The organism is Bradyrhizobium sp. Ses1 (assembly GCF_059512365.1).
Genome location: NZ_JCAMOQ010000013.1, coordinates 64,417 through 85,904, shown reverse-complemented (window position 1 = coordinate 85,904; position 21,488 = coordinate 64,417). Strand labels below are relative to the sequence as shown.

At 61.5% G+C, this 21,488-nt stretch carries 23 protein-coding genes and 1 pseudogene; 11 read left to right on the top strand and 13 right to left on the bottom strand.

Annotated elements, in window-relative coordinates; translation table 11 throughout:
* Positions 1 to 18: 18 nt before the first annotated feature.
* Positions 19 to 2,265: a TOMM precursor leader peptide-binding protein gene (locus tag AC5ZG5_RS17560; RefSeq protein ID WP_456642946.1), complete on the bottom strand. Its 2,247-nt coding sequence runs from the start codon at positions 2,263 to 2,265 to the stop codon at positions 19 to 21.
* Between the two features lie 844 nt (positions 2,266 to 3,109).
* Here AC5ZG5_RS17560 and AC5ZG5_RS17555 point away from each other — a divergent pair.
* On the top strand, positions 3,110 to 3,994 hold the full coding sequence (locus AC5ZG5_RS17555) for a VOC family protein (RefSeq protein WP_456642947.1): 885 nt from the start codon (positions 3,110 to 3,112) through the stop codon (positions 3,992 to 3,994).
* Positions 3,995 to 4,077: 83 nt separating this feature from the next.
* Here the strand turns inward: AC5ZG5_RS17555 and AC5ZG5_RS17550 are convergent, their stop codons facing one another.
* Positions 4,078 to 4,512 carry a hypothetical protein gene (locus AC5ZG5_RS17550; RefSeq protein WP_456643048.1) on the bottom strand — a complete coding sequence of 145 codons (435 nt, stop codon included), beginning with the start codon at positions 4,510 to 4,512 and terminating at the stop codon, positions 4,078 to 4,080.
* A gap of 180 nt (positions 4,513 to 4,692) precedes the next feature.
* Positions 4,693 to 5,076 (bottom strand): hypothetical protein, encoded by a 384-nt coding sequence (locus AC5ZG5_RS17545; protein ID WP_456642948.1) that lies wholly within the window; start codon positions 5,074 to 5,076, stop codon positions 4,693 to 4,695.
* 796 nt (positions 5,077 to 5,872) lie between these two features.
* On the opposite strand from AC5ZG5_RS17545, the gene AC5ZG5_RS17540 reads away from it, so the two are divergent.
* Positions 5,873 to 6,952, top strand: coding sequence for a hypothetical protein (locus AC5ZG5_RS17540; protein ID WP_456642949.1), 1,080 nt, complete (start codon positions 5,873 to 5,875; stop codon positions 6,950 to 6,952).
* A 10-nt stretch (positions 6,953 to 6,962) separates the two neighbouring features.
* Here the strand turns inward: AC5ZG5_RS17540 and AC5ZG5_RS17535 are convergent, their stop codons facing one another.
* Entirely contained in the window at positions 6,963 to 7,196 is a 234-nt protein-coding gene (locus tag AC5ZG5_RS17535) for a hypothetical protein (protein WP_456642950.1), read from the bottom strand.
* A 308-nt stretch (positions 7,197 to 7,504) separates the two neighbouring features.
* Between AC5ZG5_RS17535 and rfbA the strand changes: the two genes are divergently transcribed.
* The 3 genes from rfbA (at position 7,505) to AC5ZG5_RS17520 (ending at position 10,986) form a co-directional block, all read left to right on the top strand.
* Positions 7,505 to 8,380, top strand: coding sequence for a glucose-1-phosphate thymidylyltransferase RfbA (gene rfbA, locus AC5ZG5_RS17530; RefSeq protein ID WP_130229139.1), 876 nt, complete (start codon positions 7,505 to 7,507; stop codon positions 8,378 to 8,380).
* 12 nt (positions 8,381 to 8,392) lie between these two features.
* Positions 8,393 to 9,457: a dTDP-glucose 4,6-dehydratase gene (gene rfbB / locus AC5ZG5_RS17525; protein ID WP_456642951.1), complete on the top strand. Its 1,065-nt coding sequence runs from the start codon at positions 8,393 to 8,395 to the stop codon at positions 9,455 to 9,457.
* 209 nt (positions 9,458 to 9,666) lie between these two features.
* Entirely contained in the window at positions 9,667 to 10,986 is a 1,320-nt protein-coding gene (locus tag AC5ZG5_RS17520; RefSeq protein WP_130229502.1) for a UDP-glucose dehydrogenase family protein, read from the top strand.
* Positions 10,987 to 11,236: 250 nt separating this feature from the next.
* Here the strand turns inward: AC5ZG5_RS17520 and AC5ZG5_RS17515 are convergent, their stop codons facing one another.
* From AC5ZG5_RS17515 to AC5ZG5_RS17490, 6 genes are all read right to left on the bottom strand, one after another.
* A complete protein-coding gene (locus tag AC5ZG5_RS17515; RefSeq protein ID WP_456642952.1) occupies positions 11,237 to 11,569 on the bottom strand; it encodes a type II toxin-antitoxin system RelE/ParE family toxin in 333 nt (110 codons plus the stop codon).
* 4 nt (positions 11,570 to 11,573) lie between these two features.
* Entirely contained in the window at positions 11,574 to 11,810 is a 237-nt protein-coding gene (locus tag AC5ZG5_RS17510) for a ribbon-helix-helix domain-containing protein (RefSeq protein WP_456642953.1), read from the bottom strand.
* 618 nt (positions 11,811 to 12,428) lie between these two features.
* Positions 12,429 to 13,445, bottom strand: a complete 1,017-nt coding sequence (locus AC5ZG5_RS17505; protein WP_456642954.1) for an NAD-dependent epimerase — start codon at positions 13,443 to 13,445, stop codon at positions 12,429 to 12,431.
* Positions 13,446 to 13,577: 132 nt separating this feature from the next.
* Complete coding sequence (locus tag AC5ZG5_RS17500; RefSeq protein ID WP_456642955.1) at positions 13,578 to 13,994, bottom strand: hypothetical protein; 417 nt, start codon at positions 13,992 to 13,994, stop codon at positions 13,578 to 13,580.
* A 101-nt stretch (positions 13,995 to 14,095) separates the two neighbouring features.
* The gene (locus AC5ZG5_RS17495) at positions 14,096 to 14,251 is read right to left on the bottom strand and encodes a hypothetical protein (RefSeq protein WP_165435534.1); all 156 of its coding nucleotides are present in this window, start codon (positions 14,249 to 14,251) and stop codon (positions 14,096 to 14,098) included.
* 199 nt (positions 14,252 to 14,450) lie between these two features.
* Entirely contained in the window at positions 14,451 to 14,606 is a 156-nt protein-coding gene (locus AC5ZG5_RS17490) for a hypothetical protein (protein WP_165435535.1), read from the bottom strand.
* Positions 14,607 to 14,889: 283 nt separating this feature from the next.
* On the opposite strand from AC5ZG5_RS17490, the gene ku reads away from it, so the two are divergent.
* Both ku and AC5ZG5_RS17480 read left to right on the top strand, forming a co-directional pair.
* The gene (gene ku, locus AC5ZG5_RS17485; protein WP_456642956.1) at positions 14,890 to 15,849 is read left to right on the top strand and encodes a non-homologous end joining protein Ku; all 960 of its coding nucleotides are present in this window, start codon (positions 14,890 to 14,892) and stop codon (positions 15,847 to 15,849) included.
* A gap of 59 nt (positions 15,850 to 15,908) precedes the next feature.
* A complete protein-coding gene (locus AC5ZG5_RS17480) occupies positions 15,909 to 16,136 on the top strand; it encodes a hypothetical protein (protein ID WP_028166141.1) in 228 nt (75 codons plus the stop codon).
* 24 nt (positions 16,137 to 16,160) lie between these two features.
* On the opposite strand, the gene AC5ZG5_RS17475 is transcribed toward AC5ZG5_RS17480, so the two are convergent.
* Positions 16,161 to 16,250 carry a hypothetical protein gene (locus AC5ZG5_RS17475; protein ID WP_496113913.1) on the bottom strand — a complete coding sequence of 30 codons (90 nt, stop codon included), beginning with the start codon at positions 16,248 to 16,250 and terminating at the stop codon, positions 16,161 to 16,163.
* Here AC5ZG5_RS17475 and AC5ZG5_RS17470 point away from each other — a divergent pair.
* Both AC5ZG5_RS17470 and AC5ZG5_RS17465 read left to right on the top strand, forming a co-directional pair.
* Positions 16,243 to 16,389 carry a hypothetical protein gene (locus tag AC5ZG5_RS17470; RefSeq protein ID WP_456643056.1) on the top strand — a complete coding sequence of 49 codons (147 nt, stop codon included), beginning with the start codon at positions 16,243 to 16,245 and terminating at the stop codon, positions 16,387 to 16,389. The genes AC5ZG5_RS17475 and AC5ZG5_RS17470 overlap by 8 nt on opposite strands.
* Positions 16,390 to 16,543: 154 nt before the next feature.
* A complete protein-coding gene (locus tag AC5ZG5_RS17465; RefSeq protein ID WP_165435536.1) occupies positions 16,544 to 16,714 on the top strand; it encodes a hypothetical protein in 171 nt (56 codons plus the stop codon).
* A 143-nt stretch (positions 16,715 to 16,857) separates the two neighbouring features.
* Here AC5ZG5_RS17465 and AC5ZG5_RS17460 read toward each other — a convergent pair whose 3' ends face one another.
* Both AC5ZG5_RS17460 and AC5ZG5_RS17455 read right to left on the bottom strand, forming a co-directional pair.
* Positions 16,858 to 18,441, bottom strand: coding sequence for a porin (locus AC5ZG5_RS17460; protein ID WP_028166143.1), 1,584 nt, complete (start codon positions 18,439 to 18,441; stop codon positions 16,858 to 16,860).
* Complete coding sequence (locus AC5ZG5_RS17455; RefSeq protein ID WP_456642957.1) at positions 18,396 to 18,653, bottom strand: hypothetical protein; 258 nt, start codon at positions 18,651 to 18,653, stop codon at positions 18,396 to 18,398. Before AC5ZG5_RS17455 ends, AC5ZG5_RS17460 begins: the two co-directional genes overlap by 46 nt.
* Positions 18,654 to 18,794: 141 nt before the next feature.
* Between AC5ZG5_RS17455 and AC5ZG5_RS17450 the strand changes: the two are divergent.
* Both AC5ZG5_RS17450 and AC5ZG5_RS17445 read left to right on the top strand, forming a co-directional pair.
* Positions 18,795 to 20,435 (top strand): annotated as a pseudogene (locus AC5ZG5_RS17450) (thiamine pyrophosphate-requiring protein); the annotation flags it as partial.
* 130 nt (positions 20,436 to 20,565) lie between these two features.
* Positions 20,566 to 21,483 (top strand): PaaI family thioesterase, encoded by a 918-nt coding sequence (locus AC5ZG5_RS17445; protein WP_456642958.1) that lies wholly within the window; start codon positions 20,566 to 20,568, stop codon positions 21,481 to 21,483.
* Positions 21,484 to 21,488: the final 5 nt, after the last annotated feature.

Below are 21,488 nucleotides of genomic sequence, written 5' to 3'. Positions count from 1 at the left end.
CGCACGAAAGACCGAGCCTCAGGTGTGTGGTAGGAACGGCGTGAGTTCGCTTTCCTGCCGCGGGCGATCCAATAGTCCAAGCTTCACCGGAACATCGTAAAGCCGGCCCGGTGCGAAGCGGCGATAGAAATGCCGCAAGCCTGGAACGAGCACTCTGACGACGGGGACCTCGACATCGGGCCGCGTCTGGTCGAGCACGAGAAAATCGTATCCGGCGCTGGTGGCGATCTCGACGCAGGCATTGACCTGGTCGCGCGTATTGTCGTGAACCTTAAGGCTCGGCGCCGGCGGGACGATCGGATCGTCGCTGGGGATCAGGAACGGATAATCCTCCAGGCGCAGCGGCGTGACACCGTCAAGCGTCGGCTTCTCGCCGCTTCCGCCGCCCATCATGCCGATTGACATGAACTGGGTCAGCTCGGTTAGCGAACGCAGCAAAGCTATGCGGCGATCGAAATGCGCGCCGGAGCCGAACTCGATATTTTCATGTCCGTTCTGCATCCAGTGCGTGATCGCCACGTAAGCGGGAATGCCGAGATCGCTGGTGATGTCGAGCACCCAGAGCCTGCGCCCGGCATCGGCAAACTGGGCTTGCAGATCCTGCACATAGGAATCGTCGAATTGCTTGAGGTTGACCTCGGCACGCTGCAGCCGGTTGTACCACCAGATGGCATAGGCATCGCGCTCGACCAGTTCGAGGAAGCCCTGAACAATGGCTTCCTCGCGGGTGTTGCCGGCCGCGCATCCGTTGGAATCAGTATGGAAGCCGCCATAGAAGAAGTACAAGAGGCCGGTCGGAAGATATTTGAAGCGCTTGTCGCGCAACGACCAGACCGGCGACCACTCGGTCTTGGTCGAGGGATCGAGCGGCTCAGGAACCGGATGTGAATCGTCCGGTGACGGGGCATGTCTGTTTTGAAACTGTGTTTCGCTGAAAAGCTGGACGTCGTTGGGAAGAACGGCGTCGCCGGGAGCGAAATCGATAAAGCGGCGCTCCGTCGTGATCTCGTCGCCCTGGAAAATGCCCGAGTAGCGCTCGATTGCTTCCATCAACGCGCTGGCCTCGCCCTGCTCGGCCGTGGAGCCCTTGCCGAAGCTGCCGCCGCTCAGTCCCGACCTGAGCTGATCGAGGCTTTGGGCCGGCGCAGAGAAATTGTGATAGGCGTAGAAATTGGTGTTCATCGGCAGATCAGCCTCGATCCGCTCGAGCCGCGTCACCACTCCGGTCAGCGGGCTTACATGCTTGCGGAACCGCGCCACCGTGGTTCGCGACGTCACGGTGCGGTATCCGCCGCTGGTCATGATGAGCTTTGTGCCCTCGGCAATCTCGATCGGCGTCGCAGCCCGGCGCGGATTCTGCAGCTTCTTGTTGCCGCAGGTGGGACATTGCGGGCGCCGCGCGACATAGTGCTTGGCGACGACCGCACCAGTGAGATCGAAGCTTGCAATGTGATCGCGCAGATCTGTGCGAAAGCCGGAGGCAATCGCCTTCGCAATTTCGACGGCAGCAAAGTGGATGGCGGTCTGCCCGATGGTGTCGCTGACCAGAGGCGATACGGCGACCGCACGCGCCTGTCCGCGGTCGAGAAACCCCTTGATCTCCCGATTGCGTATCATGCGATCAAACAGACAAGTCCAGCAGGCGCTCTCGCCCGGTTTGAACACGGGTCCCACCAGTGGAAACACGCCCGACGGCTGCACCAGCAGCCAGGGCGTCTTGTCAGACACGCGCTCGCGGTTCATCTCAGCCAATCGCCGGTCAAGATAGTCGCTTACGAGCGTGATCACGAGCTTAGGCGAACGCTTGGCGAAGCGAACGCCGAGTTTGCTCAAGGCAGCGGTAAGTTCGCTCGCGCCTTTGACATCGATCGATTCCACCTGCACCGGGCAATTGCGGAGATTCTGCTCCGCGAGTTCGAGAGGCAGGCCGAGGCTCGCCCAATATCCAGCGACGGCGCCTGCGAATCCGTGCGATGCTGCCGTCACGACATATCGGCGCTCGATCAGCCGCTTGATCGCCTCCTCGATCTTGTCGGGCGGGAAGCTCTTCGAAAGCTGGCGGATGAGCTCTGGCGCAGCCTTTCCATTTTTTCCGATCGCCGTGGCCAGCGCACAATAGAGTTCGCCGTGCAGGAAGAACTTGCGATCCTCGGAATAGAGGCAAACCGCATCGGGAGGCAGGACATAGGCGGTGAAGTTTGGCGCGAACTGCAGGATGTCTTTGCGGGTCTGCTTCGTAACAGGAGTCTTGCGATTGGCTGTCATCGGGTCAGCACGCGGATCTTGTTATTTGCCATTTCAGATCGCCCGCAAGTGTTGCAACGAAAACAGAAATGGCCGGGTCGATCGCGAGCCCGGCCAATGAATTCCTGGCTTGTCGGTACACAATCAGTACGTGCCGCAGCCTAGCACCAGCGGCACCGGCCCCAGGATGCACAGCAACCTGCGCATGCGACCCACGGCACTCCTATGCCTATCCAACCAATGCCACAGCCACCACACCCGACGCCGCATCGGCAGGCTCTGCATCCACAGCCTCCGCAGCCGCGACAACCACCGCATCCGCGGAAGCCACCGCATCCCCGGAAGCCACCACATCCACGACAGCCACCGCATCCGCGCTGGGCTAGCTGCACGCCGCTGCCGAGGTTTTCGTTGTCGAAGAGATGGAAGGTGGCGAGGCTGACGTCGGCCAGCTCCTCTTCACCGAGCGTGATCACCATGCCAGGTGAGAAATTCGGCCTCTGTTGAACGTCGCCCGTCGGTACGGCTGCTGCCGATGCGCTCCCGGCTAGCGAAAAAGTTAGTCCAGCGACTCCCAACGCCGGTACGGCGGTTTTGGTTACTCGCCTCTTTTTCGAAGCTTGCTTCACCCGCGCCATGGTCGCATCCTCCGATGTTGCAAGAAGGATCTTCGTTGGAGTGATCCTACGCCGAGCAAATAAGGCAGGCAAGATTGATGCACACACGAAAATGTAACGACACTCGTTCAGATAGCATTCATCTTCATGAACGAAGCCGGTGCATTTTCGTCCATCGCAACGAGGTCCGCGCCGTAACGCGGATTGCAAAGAGCGCGACTTGATGCAGTGCGCAATCGTCGCCAGGCGTGAGCGGAGGAATTGGCTTGATCAATCAACTCGGACGCTTCGCCTGGTATGAACTCCTGACCACGGACCTCGCGGCAGCAGGTGCCTTTTATGGCGAGGTCGTCGGCTGGGGTGTGAAGGATGCGTCGCTTCCGGAACTGGCCTACACGGTGCTCAGCGCCGGCGACGTTCCGGTTGGCGGGCTTATGGAGCTGCCGGAGGAAGGGCGGCGATTGGGGGCAACGCCGAGATGGGTCGGCTACGTCGCAGTCGATGACATCGATGCGACAACCACACAGATCGGGCGTCTTGGAGGCGCAGTCTTGCTACCGCCAACGGGCAGCAATATCGGCCGAATTTCAGTGGTCGCCGATCCGCAAAAGGCGACTTTTGCGCTGGTCACTGGGCTGACATATGGCCAACGGCAACCCGTCGCGTTGGACGAGCTCGGGCGCGTGGGCTGGCACGAGTTGCTGGCCGAAGACCGGAACAAGATCTTTGATTTTTACGGCGCGCTCTTTGGCTGGCGGAAAGCCAACGCTGAAACCGACCCCGCAGATTTGTATCAATTGTTTTCGGCGGCCGGGCAGACGATCGGCGGCATGCTCACCAAGCTTCCGAGCGTGTCGCAACCGTTTTGGCTCTACTACTTCAATGTCGACGACATCGGCGCGGCTGCCAAGCGCGTGAATGCTGGCGGAGGCCGGGTTCTCCAGGGGCCGATCGAATTGCCCGATGGCTGCTGGATCGCGCGATGTGTCGATCCCCAGGGCGCGCTGTTTGCGCTGCAGGGTGCTCGGGGGCACGTCGCCGAGCGACCCTCCGCCTCGGAAGTCGCTTGGTCCGCCAAGTGGGGTGGCGTTGTTTCCCAGGGCAGGATGGTACTTCCCAAGCCGAAGCGTTAGATTGTTTTTTGACGCGTTTTCTTCGCGCGAACCGGTGTCCACCCTCGGATCAAGTCCGAGGGCATGCTTCGCTCGAAAACGCTCTAATTCATCAGAAATTTGTAGGCGACGATCAAAGCCACCATGGCTGCGAAAATCAGCAGGGCCGGCACGGATTTTCGGACGGCTGGCCTGTTGGGGGCCGACGCGGCCAGCCGAGCGGGCTGCGGCTTACGCTGTCCCTGCGACCGCACGGCGCCGTTATCCACTGACGTCACGAGGGCTTCCAGTTCTGGCGCCGGGCCAAGGCCGCCCATCTCGCCATAGTAGCTGGCGTAGACTTCGCGAACTGCCACCACCTTCGACTCGGCCTCGCTCATCCGCTCAAGCCTGGCTCGATAGTCAAGCAGGAACGCTTGCGCATTTGGAGGTAAGTCATCGAAGCTACCGAGCTTGGCCATCATGAGCCAGGTGGCAAAATCCGCCTCAGCCTTGTGGCGGGCTTTTCGGGCGATGCGGGTGCTCGGGCGTGGGGCCATAATTTTCTGACCGATTTGCAGCGCAAAATCGCGGGCATTGATGGCGTCCGTTGGACGGTTCGCTCGGATGTGCGAGTTGTCCGGGCCCGCGTCAAGCACCCGCTTTGGGTTCTTTATGCGCAGGCCACACCGGCCGGCAAAACCCGGGCTAGCCAGCCAACCCGGTCGCAGCCACCGGGCTCATCGCGCGGACAAAGGGACGAAATCTTCCTGGCGCCGCGGCTGGTCGATGCGGCCGCGGAAGACAAATAGTCCCTTGTTGGTTGAGACGATGTCGCCGGTCTGCAGGCTTTCGTCGTTGAGCACGCGCTCGGTGGCGATGAGGTCGGGATCTTCGGGAATCGGCATGTAGAGCTCGGGGTGCTCCCGCCTCTCGCGCGCGACTTCCCGCGCCCTTCTTTTCGCGTCCTCGATCCTCTGCCGCCACGCGTTGCGGGATATTTCAGGCGGCGGACCATCATCCGTGACGCTGGCCGCGATATCTTCCTGAGCCCGGGAGAGGCTTGCGCCATCGAGGATGCTGAGCGCAAGAACAATGGTGGCCGCCGTCTTCAATCCGTTCATTTTGCTGCCACCGCGCGCAACCGGAGATAAGTGCGCTTAATACCGGCTGCCGCTTCCCCGAGCGCCTGTTCGAGCGGGAAACGCACGCCGTACCCCAAGCGGTGGCGATGGTATGTACGTCGGCACGTTGGGCGTCGCGGTCGGACGCGCGGGCTGCTGGGGCGGATTTACGACGATGACCGAGTTCGCATTCGGGGTCGACGGGTCTCTCACCCCCTGCGCCGCAGCGGCGCATGGGACAATCAGTACAACCGCGAACAACAATACGCCCTTCATCGCCTTGCCTCCTGAGCGACGAGAAACGCTTAAGCCCGCCTGCGGTTCCCGAATCTAATATCGCGGGAGTGCGACAAGTTTGCCGTCCCGATACACGCGCTGCACGGCCATGCCCGCGGGCAGGCTGCCGGTTGCAACGTTGCGAATCGTCGTAGGCCGTGACGCGCTCTGACTTGTCTGCGCCTTCTGCGCGCGCTGCGAAGCCGACATTGGGTAGTTCGGTGGATCCTTGATGCCCTGCGCCAGCGCCGGTTGCATCAAAACGACTGAAAGACCCAGAATTGGCAGGACGCCGCGCATATCAAGTACCAACTAAAGAATGACTACCCGGAATGTTGCAGGTTTTCCGGCAAAAGCAAGCGCCTTATGGCCATCCGCTCTCGGGCGAGCGGTGGCGGCATCCACAGATCATGCATCGGACTTTGAGGTCCGCGCTCTTGCTGCTAGGCAGAGGGAAGATGTTTGATCAATTGCAATGACTGCTTCCGGCGACCCGTCTGACACTGCACAAAATTCGGCGATGAGGACGGAGTTCATTCGCATTCTCTCCGCGCGGGTGCAGTCCGTCGCCAATGATCCGACGCAAATGCGCGAGCTGGTCTATGAACTGGCCCGCATCCGGCTGCTCGAGCAATTCGGACATGGCGACGCCAGGTATTCGCGGCAGACCATGGAGATGCTCGAAAGCGCAATCGGCGAGGTCGAACGCATCTTCGCCGAGCGAAGCCAGGACATCGTGCCGCCGCCCCCTCCACCGTCCTTGGCGGCCGAAGCGGCGCCCCCGGCAAGAGCGCCGCGCCCGACGGCGGCGCCCTCTCCTTTCAAGCAATCAAAACGATCGGGTGTATTCGGTACAGCCATCTGGCTGGCAGCGCTCTTCCTCGTTCTCGCAATCGCTGGCGCAGCCGTCTTCTACTGGCAATCGGCGCGATCACTTGTCACTGCGTTCCAGAGCTCGCCACCCGCGCCGCGCGAAGCCGCGCCAATCGAGCGTCCGCAGGCGGTGGCCGAGGCACCGGCCGCTCCCCCTGCCCCCGCGGCGGAGCCCAGGTTTCCGCTTCCCAGCACGTTCGGCGTTTTTGTCCTGAGCGATGGGCAACTGCAGGAGTTGAAGCTGCTGCCGGGCAAGGTCCCGGACCGCCGGGTTGCCATTTCGGCCGCGATCCCGATCCCACCCCAAACCAGCGTTCCGAGCGGAGATGTCAAATTCATTACGTTCAGGCCGGAGTTGGGGCCGGATTCCGCCGGCCCGGTCGAAGTCCGCGTCGTCGCCAAAGTCTCGCGGACGATGGGTGTCGACAGCACCGGCACGGCGAAGATGACGCCAGGCGGCGACTCCTGGGTTATTCGCAGCGCGTCCTTTCCGTTCAAGATCGGCCCCGTCGAGGACCAGCCCAAGATGCTGCTGATACAACCGGAGAACGAGGGCCTGGTGCTTTCACCGGGCCGATACGTCCTGGTCGTCAAAGGCGTCGGATATGACTTTTCGGTGTCGGGACAGGTGACCGATCCCAATCAATGCGTCGAGCGCGTCAACGCCGCGAACGGCGCCTTCTATTCGCCCTGCCCGACGCGCGAGCAAAAGCCCTCCAAGCGCTGAAAGGGATTGGTTATTTCGTGTCCTTCGCAGGCTCGGCGTCCATTTTGCCGCCGTTCGCGACGCACTTGTTGAAGAATTCCCGCTGATCCTTGCCCGTCCCCTTGGCGCTGCCGGCGGCCGGATTGCCGATCTGGCGCGGAGGAAACGTCTTGGCCACCAGGGCATCGCAGGCCCGCGCCACCTCGACGGAAATCGCATGCGCCTTCGTATTGCATGCGCACAAGACAACAAAAGCGGTGATCAAGCCGACGAGATTAGCCCTGGCCATCATAGCGCAACCCACGTGTCTTACCGGTCCGGGACCGGTTGAAATCTGGTCAACGGTCAGCGCGTTCCTGGTCCAGCGCCACGTCCCACGAGTGGCATATCAACTCCGAAATCACCACGCAAACGCGCCAGGTTGGCACGGCGGGAGGCCGCGCTCGATGAGCGCCAGTATTATAATACCGTATGATTAATCGGGGCAATAAATATTAATATTATATCCAGCTTTATTTTTATAATGAGATCGGATTATTTATAACCCGCTTTATATTTAAATCGGGATTGATCATGAAGGGCATTATCCTCGCCGGCGGGACGGGATCGCGCCTCTACCCGGCGACGACGGTGGTCTCAAAGCAGCTCTTGCCCGTCTTCGACAAGCCGATGATCTATTATCCGCTGTCGACGCTGATGCTGGGCGGCATCCGCGACATCCTGATCATCTCCACTCCGCAGGACAAGCCGCTGTTTCAGCGGCTGCTCGGCGACGGCAGCGAGATCGGCGTCCGTTTTTCCTACGCCACGCAGGAGACGCCGCGGGGACTTGCAGACGCCTTCATCGTCGGCCGGGAGTTCATCGGCACCGACCCCGTCGCATTGATCCTGGGCGACAACATCTTCTACGGCCACGGTCTGCCGGAGATGCTGTCCGCGGCCTCGCAGCGCAAGAAGGGCGCCACAGTGTTCGGCTATGTCGTGAAGACGCCCGAGCAATACGGCGTGATTGAGCTCGACAATAGAGGCCGCGCACTCTCGATCGAGGAGAAACCGAAGCAGCCGAAATCCAACGTCGCCGTCACCGGGCTGTACTTCTACGACAACGACGTTGTCGACATCGCCGCCAAGGTCAGGCCATCGGCGCGCGGCGAGATCGAGATCACCGACGTCAACAACGCCTATCTCGATCGCGGCGATCTCTACGTCGAGGTGCTCGGCCGCGGCTTTGCCTGGCTCGACACCGGCACGCACGCATCCCTCGTCGATGCCAGCTATTTCGTCCAGATCCTCGAACAGCGCCAGGGCCTGCGCATCGCCTGCCCCGAGGAGATCGCGCTGCGCCAGGGTTACATCTCGCTCCAGGCCTTCGCCAGGGTGGCGCAGAAGACCGCCAAGAGCAGCTACGGCGAATATTTAATGTCGGTTTATCGTTCGTTTGAGCATTAGAGGCAGCTCATCATGCGTTTCAAGGGCTCGACCATTTTTGTCACCGGCGGCGCAGGATTTATTGGCTCCGCCGTCGTGCGTCATCTCTTGCGTGACACCCATGCCCGCGTCGTCAATGTCGACAAGCTCACTTACGCGGCGAACCCCAATTCGCTGCCCGGCGCCGCTCAGAACCTGAACTATAGCTTCGAGAAGCAATGCATTTGCGATGGCGCGGGGCTCCGCCGCCTGTTCGAAAAATACCAGCCCGACGCGGTGATGAACCTCGCCGCCGAGAGCCATGTCGACCGCTCGATCGATGGCCCCGGCGAATTCATCCAGACCAACATCGTCGGCACCTTCACCATCCTGCAGGAAGCGCTGCGCCATTGGCGCACGCTCTCGCCCGAGAAGCGTGAGCAATTCCGCTTCCTCCACATCTCGACCGACGAGGTGTTCGGCTCGCTCGGCGACGATGGCTTCTTCACGGAAACCACGGCCTATTCGCCAAACTCGCCCTACTCCGCGAGCAAAGCCTCCTCCGACCATCTGGTGCGCGCCTGGCGCGAGACCTACGATTTGCCGACGCTGGTCACCAACTGCTCGAACAATTATGGCCCCTATCACTTCCCGGAAAAGCTGATTCCGCACATGATCATCAAGGGCCTGGCCGGCGAGCCCCTGCCCGTCTATGGCGACGGAAAGAACATCCGCGACTGGCTCTATGTCGAGGACCATGCCAAGGCACTGACGCTGGTGCTCGAGCGCGGCGCGGTCGGGGAGACCTACAATGTCGGCGGCCGCAACGAGCGCAGCAACCTGCATGTGGTCGAAACCATCTGCGATCTCCTCGACGAGATCTCAATGAGCGCACGGGGCCCGCGCCGAAACCTGATCACCTTCGTCGCCGACCGCCCCGGCCACGACCGCCGCTACGCCATCGACGCCTCCAAGCTGGAACGCGAATTGGGATGGAAAGCACTGGAAACATTCGAGAGCGGCATTGCGAAAACGACGCGTTGGTTTTGTGACAATCGTCCCTGGTGGCAGGCCATCCTCGATCGGGGCTACGAACGCGCCCGCATCGGGCTGGGATAGGCCCGAGATCATAATCCAATTAGACGGAACACCGGTTTCCACTTTTCCGGATCATGCTCCAAGCCGCGCAAACGGGCTGGGGATTGCCTTTGACCGTCATTTGGTCATCATGGAAATGGTTCAGCTATGACCGTTCAAGTCACAGCGTGACACATCCACACGCGCCTCAACGTGGGCGATCCACTTAAGAAGAGCTTTCAGGATCCGATATGCGAATAACGATGGTGGGCACGGGTTACGTCGGCCTCGTCTCTGGCGCTTGCTTTGCTGACTTCGGGCATCAAGTCACCTGCGTTGACAAGAACGCGGAAAAGATCGCGGCGCTGAAGCGAGGCGAAATCCCGATCTTCGAGCCGGATCTGGATCGGCTGGTGGAAACCAACACGCGGTCCGGACGGCTGTCGTTCACGACTGACCTAGCCGATCCAGTCTCTCATTCCGACGCCGTTTTCATAGCGGTCGGAACCCCGTCGCGGCGGGGCGATGGTCACGCGGACCTCAGCTATGTCTACGCGGCGGCCCGCGAGATCGCGGCGAGCCTCAGAGATTTCACCGTGGTGATCACCAAATCGACGGTTCCGGTCGGAACCGGCGACGAGGTCGAGCGCCTCATTCGCGAAGCCAATCCCGACGCCGACGTCGTGGTCGCCTCCAATCCCGAGTTCCTGCGCGAGGGCGCGGCGATCAGGGACTTCAAGCATCCCGACCGTATCGTCGCCGGCACGGACGACGAGCGGGCCAGAAAGGCCATCTCCGAGATCTACCGTCCGCTCTACCTCAATCAGGCGCCGCTGATGTTCACCGGCCGCCGCACCGCCGAGCTGATCAAATACGCCGCGAACGCCTTTCTTGCGACCAAGATCACCTTCATCAACGAAATCGCCGATCTTGCCGAGAAGGTCGGGGCCGATGTGCAGGAGGTCGCGCGCGGCATCGGCCTTGATAATCGCATCGGCACCAAGTTCCTCCACGCCGGCCCTGGTTTCGGCGGATCGTGCTTTCCAAAGGACACGCGCGCCCTGATCAAGACGGCACAGGATTATGAAGCGCCGATCCGCATCGTCGAAGCGGTGCTGGCGGTGAATGAAAACCGCAAGCGCGCGATGGCGCGCAAGGTCGTCTCGGTGCTTGGCGGGTCGCTGCGCGGCAAGACCGTCGCGCTGCTCGGCCTGACCTTCAAGCCCAACACCGACGATATGCGGGAGTCGCCATCGATCCCGCTGATCACGGCGTTGCAGGATCTCGGGGCGAAGATCAGGGCCTATGATCCGGAAGGCATCGAACAGGCACGCGCTGAACTATCCGACGTCACCTATTGCGACGGCCCGTACAGTTGCGCCGAGGGCGCCGACGCTCTGGTGATCGTGACCGAGTGGGAGCAATTCCGCGCACTCGATCTGGACGCCTTGAAGCAGAAGATGGCCAATCCGGCCATCATCGACCTCCGCAACGTCTATCGGCCCAGCGACGTCATCGCTCACGGATTCAAGTACGAAAGCGTGGGCCGACCGACGCCGTCGGCAAGTTAAAGCATGAGGACGGCGAATTCGCTCCGACTCTCCCGCAAGCTGGCGGGGGAGGCATAGGCCGCCTTCAACAGCCGTTTCTAAGACACGCCGAAGAAAAGACTCGACTATGGCGCAGGCGCCGAGTGGGGACTCTCTCGCCGTCCAAGGACAGTGTAAATCGCGCCAGCTTCTGCGCTGGCTCCCCGCTCTCCTCCTTGATGAATTCCTTGAGTTTCGGATGAGACATATCTCAGCGATCCCGTCGACGCGGCTAAGACTTCTCAAAAGGCCCGTTCAGCCCAAAGTCTTCACGGAAGCGGTAGATCTGGTGCATGCGTTCGTGGAGGATGGTGACGATGCCGATGTCGCCGTCCGACAGCCTGCGCCAATAGACGAAGTGGCGCTCATACCTGAAGAAATACCCCTCCACACCGAATTCAGCCGGAACAGGCTTCGACATCACGCCATGCGTCTCGATCTTCTCGAATGCCGCAAACAGGCCGATGATGTAGCGATCCGCCTGATCGCTTCCCCATCGGTTGCGCGTGTAGCGATAAATCTCGTCGAGGCGATGTGAGGCCGCCTCCTGGACGCGAACGGCCATCCAGTCAGGTCCGATTGCGCGTAATTACCTCGGCGGCGTTCAGCGGCTTGTATGTGGCTTCTGGCGCCGCGAACGCTTTGTTAAGCTCGGCCTTTAGCCGGTCAAAAGCTTCCTTCTCAGCCCGCTCCTTGTCGCGACGGATCAGGTCGCGGACATACTCGCTGATGTTTTCGTAAGAACCGTCCTCGCCCACATTTGCGGCCACGAAGTCGCTCAGGGCGCCGCTGAGGCGAACGGTCATGGTAGTGGTCCGGGACAACGGGAGGCTCCCCTTCAAATCTCGTCTTCAATATAATTAAGAATAACTACAGCGCAATATCAACCTGGGCTGTGATGCCCGATCTTTCGGAGAGCCTCGGAGGCGCAGGCGCTGTCATAGTGAGGTACGTGGCTGAACGAGCGATATCACGCTCTGGAGCCGAGAGAGAACTGCCATCAATCCTGCATCAACGCGCCGGCGCGATCATGCGCCTTGGTTGGCGGTGATGCTTCAGCGACGGAAGGCTTCTCCGAGGAACCGCGAATCCCATAGGGCGCGTAAAGCAGATAATGCGCCCGACGTTTCCGCGAGCGCCAGTCGCGCGCCGCATATCCCAGCAGAAAGCCGACTGAGAAGGTGACAAGCAAAATCAACGCGGGAAACATGACATCAACCCAATATGCTTGCCGACAATATATCTCGTTCTGACAATATTTTCATGTGCCGGTTGTGACGACAGCATGATTGACGCGCTGAAACATTATTCAGACGCCTGACTTCATGTGCAGACGGCTGCCTCGATATTGATCAAAGACAATCTTACGACGGCTGACGGTACGTCGTTATGACAGCGAGTAACTTCGAAGCTGAGGCTTTCAGTCACACGCGATGATAGTCGCGGAACCAGGCGACGAACTTCTCGACGCCATCCTCGATCCGGGTCTGCGGCCGAAAGCCGATCTCACGCGCGAGGTCATCGACGTCAGCAAAGGTTGCGGGCACGTCGCCGGGCTGCATGGGCAGCAGTACCTTCTCGGCCTCGCGCCCAAGCCCCTTCTCCAGCAGCGTCACCACGTGCATCAATTCTTCCGGCTTGTTGTTGCCGATATTGTAGATGCGCCACGGCGCCGTGCTCGAGCTCGGATTGGGCTCGTCGCCGGACCAGTCCGGATCGCCCTGCGGCACGTGATCGACCAGCCGTATCATCGCCTCGACGACGTCGTCGACATAGGTGAAATCGCGCCGCATGTTGCCGTTATTGAACAGGTTGATCGGCTTGCCCTCGCTGATCGCGCGCGCAAACAGATAGAGCGCCATGTCGGGCCGATACCAGGGGCCGTACACCGTGAAGAAGCGAAGCCCGGTCATCGGGATGCGGTAGAGGTGGCTGTAGGAATGGGCGAGCAGTTCGTTCGCCTTCTTGGTCGCGGCATAAAGGCTGATCGGATGATCGACATTGTCGCGCACGGAGAACGGTTGCTTGGTGTTGGCGCCGTAGACCGAGGAGGATGACGCGAACAGGAGATGCCGGCAGCCATTATGCCGACAGCCTTCCAGGATGTTGATGAAACCCTCCAGGTTGGAGTCGGCATAGGCGTGAGGATTCTGCAGCGAATATCTGACGCCCGCCTGCGCCGCCAGATGGACCACCGCCGGAAAGCGGTACTGCTCGAACAGCGCCTTCATCCCGGCGCGGTCGGCGAGATCGAGCTGGTGGAAGGTGAAGTTCGGATGCTCCTTGATGAGATCGAGGCGGGCGAGCTTAAGCGCCGGATCGTAATAGTCGTTGAGATTATCAATGCCGATGACGCGCTGGCCGGCCGCCAGCAATCGTTGTGTCAGATGAAGGCCGATGAACCCCGCGCAACCCGTAACCAGCAAATTGTCTGCAGACACCGCTCTTCTATCCTTCGCGTCATACTACCCAGCGGCACGATCATCGCCCGACAATGCGTCGCGGTGAAGGCTTCAGCGGAACCGATCGGCCAATTATCCTTGATCGGTGCGGCCGGAGGTCGGGCGCCTGCCCTAATTGTTCGCAGCCGTCTTGTAGTCCGGAAACCGGCTCAGCACGGCGGCCTTCATGAACTTGAAGTGCGAGATCGCCGCCGCGAGCTCCTGCAGCCGGCGCTGCCCATTGGCGATCTCGGCGTCGAACAAGTCGTGGTGATAATTGTCGAGCGGCTCGCGCTCCAGATACTCGTCGGTGCCGTTGCCGAGCGTCACCGCGGCGCGCGCCAGGACATCGTCGACACGGCGGCTCAGGCCGCTCTGTTCGCTTTCCGCCGCCTGCAACGCATTGTCGATCGCGGCCACGATGGATGCCACCCGCAGCCGGTCGGTCTCGGCGTCGCGCTCGGGCGAACGCGCGCGAAAACCTTCATCGATCCCGAGCCGGGCCTTGATGAAGTTCTGCGCTCGGGATCGCAAGAAGAGCTGAAACATCTGCGTTCGTCCGGTCCGGGGCCCTACGGAGCAACGCGCCAAAGTCGCCCCGTCTTAGTTAAGGAACCGTAAAGTTGCGGCGGTCACCCCCGCGGCGCGGATCAAGAGAAACTCCAGAGCATCAATTTCAGGAACAGCGAACCCAAAAGGTAGACCCAGCCTACCATGGCGAGCAGCGCCACCGCCAGGAACGCGCCGGAGAAACTGCGCTCCTTCACCCGCGTCAGGAACGAAACTTTTTCTGGTGGGGAGGGCATACCGGATCTGCGGTGGAAACCTTCAGATCCGACTTTCTACGGTGCAAATTCGATAAACTGGTGACGCTCCTCTGGGCGCCACCTTCCAGAGACTTTGTGGGCAATACGTGTCGGTGGAAGTACCCAGTCGCTCGGTTTCCGGGGTCTTCGGCCGATGCACCTGCATCAGCAGCCAATCGACCGAACCACCGGCCATCTCTCAGGTGTGGAAGAATACGAACCAGATCACGCCGAGGATCAGAACCGCGAGCCCGGTCGAAATCGACAACAGCGCGGCCACAGAAGGTCCTGGTTCGGCCTGGCGCGCCTCGGTCGGGGTTTCAATAATCCGGCCATCTCGGTGTGTCGTTGCCATGCGCCACCTCATTCCATTCGGTTAGCAGTTAAGTGCCTGTAACTGCCGGCTAATGCCTGGTGCCCCCTCCTGGACGCAACGCATGTTGGGAAGCGATGTTCCGGATATATTGGCGACCCTGACCGGCCAATGCGTCGCATCAGGCCGCGAGAAAATCCGCAAGAACCATGCGTGCCATCAGCGGTTAACCGTCATTGACGGGTTCACCGTTTGGCCATGTTTGAAACCCGGTTCCGCGGTGGTATCCTCTGCCTCCCGTCTGTTGCGTCTTCGGAGTATCCCCATGGCCCCCCGCGCCAACTGGAAGGGTTTTTTGCGGCTGTCGCTCGTGACCTGTCCGGTCGCGCTGTACCCGGCCACGTCAGACACCGAGAAGGTCTCCTTCAACCAGGTCAATCGCAAGACCGGGCACCGCATCAAATACGCCAAGGTCGATGCCGAGACCGGCGAGGAAGTCGCCGCCGAAGACATCATGAAGGGCTACAAGGTCGATACCGACACCTACATCGAGATCACCAAGGACGAGCTCGACGACATCGCCCTGGAATCGACCCGCACCATCGAGATCGATGAATTCGTGCCGAAGGCGGATATCGACAGCCGCTATCTGATCCGCCCCTATTACCTCGTCCCGGACGGCAAGGTCGGCCATGACGCGTTCGCGGTGATCCGCGAGACCATCCGCAGCCTGAACAAGGTCGCGATCGGCCGTGTGGTGCTGACCAACCGTGAGCATGTCATCGCACTCGAGCCGCTCGGCAAGGGCCTGATGGGAACGCTGCTGCGCTACCCCTACGAGGTCCGCGACGAGAAGGAATATTTCGACGACGTGCAGGACGTGAAGATCACCAGGGACATGCTCGATCTTGCCAAGCACATCGTCGAGCAGAAATCGGCCGACTTCGATCCCGAGGAGTTCGACGACCGCTACGAGACCGCGCTGATCGAGCTGATCAACCAGAAACGCAACGGCCTGCCGGTGGCGAAGGCCACGCCGAAATCGACCGGCAATGTCATCAATCTGATGGACGCGCTCAAGCGCAGCCTTGCCAATGAGCAGCAGGCACCCGCTCCCGCCAAGGCAAAAGGCAAGAAGCCGAAGAAGCGGGTCGAGGGCCAGCGCGAAATGCTGTTGCCGATCGCCGGAAGCGGTACCGGTGCCGGCAAGCGCGCCGCCAAGGAAGAGCCGAAGAAGGCGGAAAAGCCCGTGCGCGCGCCGACCCGGGCCAAGAAGGCCGGATAGGCGAAAAAGCAGCCGGCGGTCTCATGCAATGATAGCGACGCGGCAGGCGGCAAGCTGACATGCCGTGGTCGACGCCTTTCGAGCAGCCGATCGTCCTGCGCGGCGGCCGCAAGCTGGTGACGCTCCAGCACGCCGCCGACTACATCATGAAGCTGCCTGAGCCGGTACAGCAGCGCGAGTGCTGGCAAACCGCCGTCGAGAATCTGATTCACGCCGCCGAGAGCGGCGGCGGTTGGCTGATGTTCGCGCGGATTGCGATGCTGCGAGCGCTCAACGAAGACGGCTGACCGCCGCGCGCACGTGATTTCCGTTTACTGCGGAAAGTTGTCGCGGACCCGGACAAAGAGCGCCCTGACGTCTTGGCCAAGACTGGTGACCGCAGCGACGATCACGATGCTGATGCTGCAGGCTACCAGGCAATATTCGATCGCGGTTGCTCCGCGCTCGTCGCTGAAAAAACTTGAAATCAACTGGCGCATCAAAATCCCCGCCGACGCCTCGCGCGGGTTTCTCCCGACTTGCGTCTTGGCCGCAACCTAAAAGCCGACTGGTTGATGCCGCATTGACGGACAGGATGAACGATTGATTAAGGCCATGCGCGGATTGCGCCGGTATTCATACGGTACGGAAAATTTACCAGACCTTGCGCGCCATCCTCGCACAGTCGGCGTCGGTACTGCCGCGGAGGAAGCACATGCCCCAAGAAACGCGAGAAACACGCAGGAATTATATCGGCATTCTCTACGAGGAGGCCGACGAGCCGCGCATGGTGGCCGAGCTGCGGAGCGGGAACGATCGCCAGGTGGGCCGATATCTTCAAAGGCTGGTGGCGGCGGTGTTCAATCGACGCATGGAAGCGAGATGATTTCCATCATCCACATCGATCGTCAAGGCAAATCAGCGGGCCGCTACGACGGCTGACCCGCTGACACGTGGCGCGAAGCAATCCGGAGCAAGACGCCGGATTGCTTCGTCGCCGTTTCCTCGCAAAGCGCGAGGTGAAGGCGATCAGAAGTTGCGCTGTGCGCGAAGCTGCAGGAAGAACGTATCCTGGTCCTTGAACTCGTAAGTCGCAGCCGGCTTGGGGGCGGAAGCTCCAAGGACGGCCGTACCCTGGAATTTCTGGTCGAGGTGGAACCACTGGAATTCGGCCGAGAACGTCAGGTTCTTGACTGGAGTCCAGCGGGTGACCGCGCCGAGCTGCGAGACGTTGAAGTCGGGGTTGCAGACGTAATTCGCGCTGACCGCCTTCGCCGGCGTCGTGAAGTTCGCGCAAATAAACGCTTTCGCTGTGCCGTCATACCGCACCGCCGAATAGCTGCCGTAGAAGCTGGTCGACCAGTACGGATCCCAGTTGTGGTTCAACGCACCGCGGAAACCGAAGGACTCAGTCAGGTGCAGCGATCCGTCGCCGCCGGCCGCCACCGGCAGGTAGACACCGTCGGTCGTCGCGCCGAAGCCGATGCTCTGATACGCGCCGAAAGCGCCACTGCCACCGAACATCGCAAAGCTCGGCGAGGCCGACGACGTCGCGATCACATATTTGGTCGCGCCCTTGGCGTAGCTCGCGTCGAACTTGATGTCGTCGCCAGGGCCGGTCGGGACGTTCTTGATGTTCACGCCGACCATCGTCGCGAAGCCCCAGGAGTCGTCGGGATGCCCGGAAAGCTCGGATGCCGCGGTCGGCGCCGCGCCCGGAAGACCGACGCCGCCCGCCGGAGCGCCAGCCGTGTTGAGGGTGTTGTAGGACGCGCTCACTTCATGCGCCGCAGCCGAAACCTGGAACAGACCCCAGGCCTGGTCGACACGCACGTTGCCGACGACGTCGGGCGAACGGACACCCGCATAGGCGTTGCCGGAATTCAGCGTCGCGTTCAGCGGCAGCGCCAGATTGTAGACCGCGGTGCGATCCCAGACCACCGGATCGTCAAGCCCGATACTGGCCGACACGCCGTTGCCGAACTGCGCGGTGTACTGGATGTTGTTGACGCCGGTGTCGGTGTTCTGGCCGCCCATCAGGAAGGACGAGTTGTTGCCCGGGAAGCCCTGCCATGGCGTCGCGTAGGCGGAAGCAGACTTACCGAAGGTGAAACCGGCAAACTGAATGAAGATATACTCGACCGCGACATAGCCGCCGCCGGGCGTGTCGAGGAGCTGCGCGCCGGCAACCGGCAGCGAGCCGTTGACCGAGTTCGGATTGTTGGTGCTGCCGCCGAGCGTGGAGAACTGGAAGTCGGCCTGCATGAAGGTGCGGACCGTGCCGTACTCTGTGGAGGTACGCGTGTCGAACGTCAGCGCCATGCGCGCGCGGGTCGCGAAGTCATCGCGATAGCGGTTGCCCTGACCGAGATCGCCGTTCCAGGCCGGCTGGCCCTGCGGACCGCCATTGAATGTCGTGTCGACGCGCAGATAGCCGCCGATCTTCATGCAGGTATCGGTGCCCGGGACGTACCAGAAGCCGGCGCCGTATAGCGAGCAGACCTTCACATATTCAACGGCCTTCGCCTTGACTGGAAGATCGGCTGCTTGTGCGCCGCTTATGGCCATCAGGCCGGCGGCTGTGCCGAGAATGAGTGTTCGCGCCCGTAACATCTGATCAAATCTCCTGGTCCCTCAACATGCACACGCATGTTTGAGGCGTTACCTAATGCAAAAACTTCCGGCGCGAATAACAACGCGGTGAGGTCGATGCTGTCGGCGCCGCGCTGTGACGTTTCCGCCACGATTACGCTTCGAAGCTCATCGAATGATGGGTTGTTGTCGAACGCCGCGTCATCGACCGCGTGTATTTTCGCAAGTGCCATTCGTGCATCGCGCCCCTCCGCATCGCCAAACGCATAACTGCAGCCCCGAGGTGCGCGCGACGCACGCTTTACGCGCCCACGGAATCCTGATCCTCTGTTGCAAAGCGGTCGGATGAACCGACCACGACCCAAGGGAGAGACACGGCCATGAAGCTCGGCACGGCGATTGCGGAAATCATGAAGCGCGAGGGAATCGAGATTCTCTGCGGCTATCCCGTCAATCATCTGATTGAGCACGCCGCCAACGCCGATATCCGCCCTATCATGGTGCGGCAGGAGCGCATCGGTGTGCACATGGCGGACGCGATCTCCCGCGTCACGTCCGGCCGCAGCATCGGCGCGTTCTGCATGCAGCACGGCCCCGGCTCGGAGAATGCGATGGGCGGCGTGGCGCAATGCTTCGGCGAGTCCGTGCCGGTGCTGGTGCTGCCGATGGGCTATCCGCGCCGGCTGGCGAACGTCGAGCCGAACTTCAATTCCAGCCAGGCGATGAAGGCGTTCACGAAATCGTCAGAGCCGATCATTCTCGCCTCCGAGGTCTGCAACATCTTCCGCCGCGCCTTCACCAGATTGAAGAACGGTCGCGGCGGTCCGGTCATCGTCGAAATCCCTTCCGATATGTGGAACGAGGAGGTGCCGGAGCCCTTGAACTACACGCCGGTGCTGCGCACCCGCTACGGCGCCGACCCCGTGCACGTGAAGGAGGCCGCCGAGCTCCTGATCAACGCCAAGCGCCCCGTGATCTACGCCGGACAGGGTGTGCATTACGCCCGCGCCTGGCCGCAACTGAAGCGCCTTGCCGAGCTACTCGCCATTCCCGTCACCACCAGCCTCGGCGGCAAATCGTCATTTCCGGAGACGCATCCGCTTTCGCTCGGCTCGGGCGGGCTGGCGGTGCCGCGCGCGGTGCCGAAATTCCTCGCTGAGGCCGACGTGATCTTCGGCATCGGCTGCTCGTTCACGGAAACGAACTTCGGCATCGCGATGCCGAAGGGCAAGACCATCATCCATTCGACGCTCGACCCCAATCACCTGAACAAGGATGTCGAGGCCAAGGTCGGCCTGGTTGGCGATGCGGCGCTCGTACTCGATGCGCTGCTCGACGACATCGGCAAGACCGTCACATCGGATCGCGATGCCAGTGCGGTCGCCGCCGAGATCGCCGCCATCAACAACGAGTGGCTCGCGAAGTGGATGCCGAAGCTCACCCATAATGAGGCGCCGCTCAATCCCTACCGCGTGCTGTGGGACCTGCAGCACACCGTCGATGTCAGCAACACCATCATCACCCATGATGCCGGCAGCCCGCGCGACCAGCTCTCGCCGTTCTGGAAGTCGGTCGAGCCCCTCTCCTACCTCGGCTGGGGCAAGACCACGCAGCTCGGCTATGGGCTCGGGCTCGCGATGGGCGCAAAGCTGGCGATGCCGGACAAGCTCTGCATCAACGTCTGGGGCGATGCGGCCATCGGCTTCACCGGCATGGATTTCGAGACCGCGGTGCGCGAGCGCATCCCAATCATGTCGATCCTGCTCAACAATTTCTCGATGGCGATCGAATTGAAGGTGATGCCGATCTCGACCGAGAAATACCGCTCGACCGACATTTCCGGCGACTATGCCGCCATGGCGCGCGCCTTCGGCGGCTATGGCGAGCGCGTGACCAAGCCTGAGGACATCGTGCCGGCGATCAAGCGCGGCATCCAGAAGACCAAGGAAGGCATCCCGGTTCTGCTCGAATTCATCACCAGCAAGGAAACCGAGGTGTCGAGGCCGGGCACGTAGATCCCGTAGGGTGGGCAAAGCGCAGCGTGCCCACCATCCACGGTCGGTGCAAGAGAAGGTGGGCACGCTGCGCTTTGCCCACCCTACGATTCTGATCGCAAGCTGAGCTACGGTGGTTTAAGACGTCGGCATGTCCGAGACATCGACGTTCAACACGCCACTACCGTTCGACGAGCTGGCGGAAGCCATCAAACGGCGCCGCTCCACCTATGGACAGATCAGCGGCCTGCAGCTCGATCGCGCCGCGCCCGGTGAAGCCTGGTCACGCCTGCCCTATCGGCCGGTCTTCGTCGGCGACACGCAGACGGGTGTTCTGCATGGCGGCGTGGTCACGGCCATGCTCGACGAGACCTGCGGCATGGCCGTGCAGCTCGCGCTGGACGGCACGCGCGCGATCGCCACGCTCGACCTGCGCATCGACTACCAGAAGCCCGCCACACCAGGCTTCGATATCAATGCGCATTCGATCTGCTATCGCGTCACCCGCTCCATCGCCTTTGTGCGCGCGACCGCCTACCAGGATTCCGAAGACGATCCGGTCGCCACCGCGACCGCCTGCTTCATGGTCGGCGCCAACCGCACCAACATGCTGTTCGACAAGGCGCGCCATGATGGCGAGCTGCCCGTGCTCGAAGCACGTGACGATCCCACCGGCCCCTTCGCAAACAGCCCGTTCGCGCGCTGTCTCGGCATCCGCCTCAGTGAGGATGGCACGCTGGTGATGCCTTTCTCGCCGAAGATCATCGGCAACCCACTGCTGCCCGCCATTCATGGCGGCATGACCGGCGCATTCCTCGAGACCGCCGCGGTCGTGGGCGTGACGCGCGAGCTCGGCGTTTCGGCACCGCCGAAGCCGATTGGCCTGACCATCAACTATCTCCGCTCCGGCCGCGCACTCGACAGCCACGCCAAGGTTTCCATCGTCAAGCAGGGCCGGCGCGTCGTCGCTTTCGAGGCGCAGGCCTGGCAGGATGACCCGACCAAGCCGATCGCCTCGGCGTTTGGTCATTTCATGCTGCGGCGATCACCTGGCCTGGATGAGGAATAGCCCCC

Coding starts and splice junctions, on each gene's coding strand:
- AC5ZG5_RS17495 (WP_165435534.1), bottom strand. CDS start 14,251: ATGCCCTCCCCACCAGAAAAAGTTTCGTTCCTGACGCGGGTGAAGGAG.
- AC5ZG5_RS17550 (WP_456643048.1), bottom strand. CDS start 4,512: ATGGCCCCACGCCCGAGCACCCGCATCGCCCGAAAAGCCCGCCACAAG.
- ku (WP_456642956.1), top strand. CDS start 14,890: ATGGCCCCCCGCGCCAACTGGAAGGGTTTTTTGCGGCTGTCGCTCGTG.
- AC5ZG5_RS17470 (WP_456643056.1), top strand. CDS start 16,243: ATGCTGATGCTGCAGGCTACCAGGCAATATTCGATCGCGGTTGCTCCG.
- rfbA (WP_130229139.1), top strand. CDS start 7,505: ATGAAGGGCATTATCCTCGCCGGCGGGACGGGATCGCGCCTCTACCCG.
- rfbB (WP_456642951.1), top strand. CDS start 8,393: ATGCGTTTCAAGGGCTCGACCATTTTTGTCACCGGCGGCGCAGGATTT.
- AC5ZG5_RS17540 (WP_456642949.1), top strand. CDS start 5,873: ATGAGGACGGAGTTCATTCGCATTCTCTCCGCGCGGGTGCAGTCCGTC.
- AC5ZG5_RS17480 (WP_028166141.1), top strand. CDS start 15,909: ATGCCGTGGTCGACGCCTTTCGAGCAGCCGATCGTCCTGCGCGGCGGC.
- AC5ZG5_RS17510 (WP_456642953.1), bottom strand. CDS start 11,810: ATGACCGTTCGCCTCAGCGGCGCCCTGAGCGACTTCGTGGCCGCAAAT.
- AC5ZG5_RS17545 (WP_456642948.1), bottom strand. CDS start 5,076: ATGAACGGATTGAAGACGGCGGCCACCATTGTTCTTGCGCTCAGCATC.
- AC5ZG5_RS17460 (WP_028166143.1), bottom strand. CDS start 18,441: ATGTTACGGGCGCGAACACTCATTCTCGGCACAGCCGCCGGCCTGATG.
- AC5ZG5_RS17520 (WP_130229502.1), top strand. CDS start 9,667: ATGCGAATAACGATGGTGGGCACGGGTTACGTCGGCCTCGTCTCTGGC.
- AC5ZG5_RS17455 (WP_456642957.1), bottom strand. CDS start 18,653: ATGGCACTTGCGAAAATACACGCGGTCGATGACGCGGCGTTCGACAAC.
- AC5ZG5_RS17560 (WP_456642946.1), bottom strand. CDS start 2,265: ATGACAGCCAATCGCAAGACTCCTGTTACGAAGCAGACCCGCAAAGAC.
- AC5ZG5_RS17465 (WP_165435536.1), top strand. CDS start 16,544: ATGCCCCAAGAAACGCGAGAAACACGCAGGAATTATATCGGCATTCTC.
- AC5ZG5_RS17445 (WP_456642958.1), top strand. CDS start 20,566: ATGTCCGAGACATCGACGTTCAACACGCCACTACCGTTCGACGAGCTG.
- AC5ZG5_RS17500 (WP_456642955.1), bottom strand. CDS start 13,994: ATGTTTCAGCTCTTCTTGCGATCCCGAGCGCAGAACTTCATCAAGGCC.
- AC5ZG5_RS17490 (WP_165435535.1), bottom strand. CDS start 14,606: ATGGCAACGACACACCGAGATGGCCGGATTATTGAAACCCCGACCGAG.
- AC5ZG5_RS17515 (WP_456642952.1), bottom strand. CDS start 11,569: ATGGCCGTTCGCGTCCAGGAGGCGGCCTCACATCGCCTCGACGAGATT.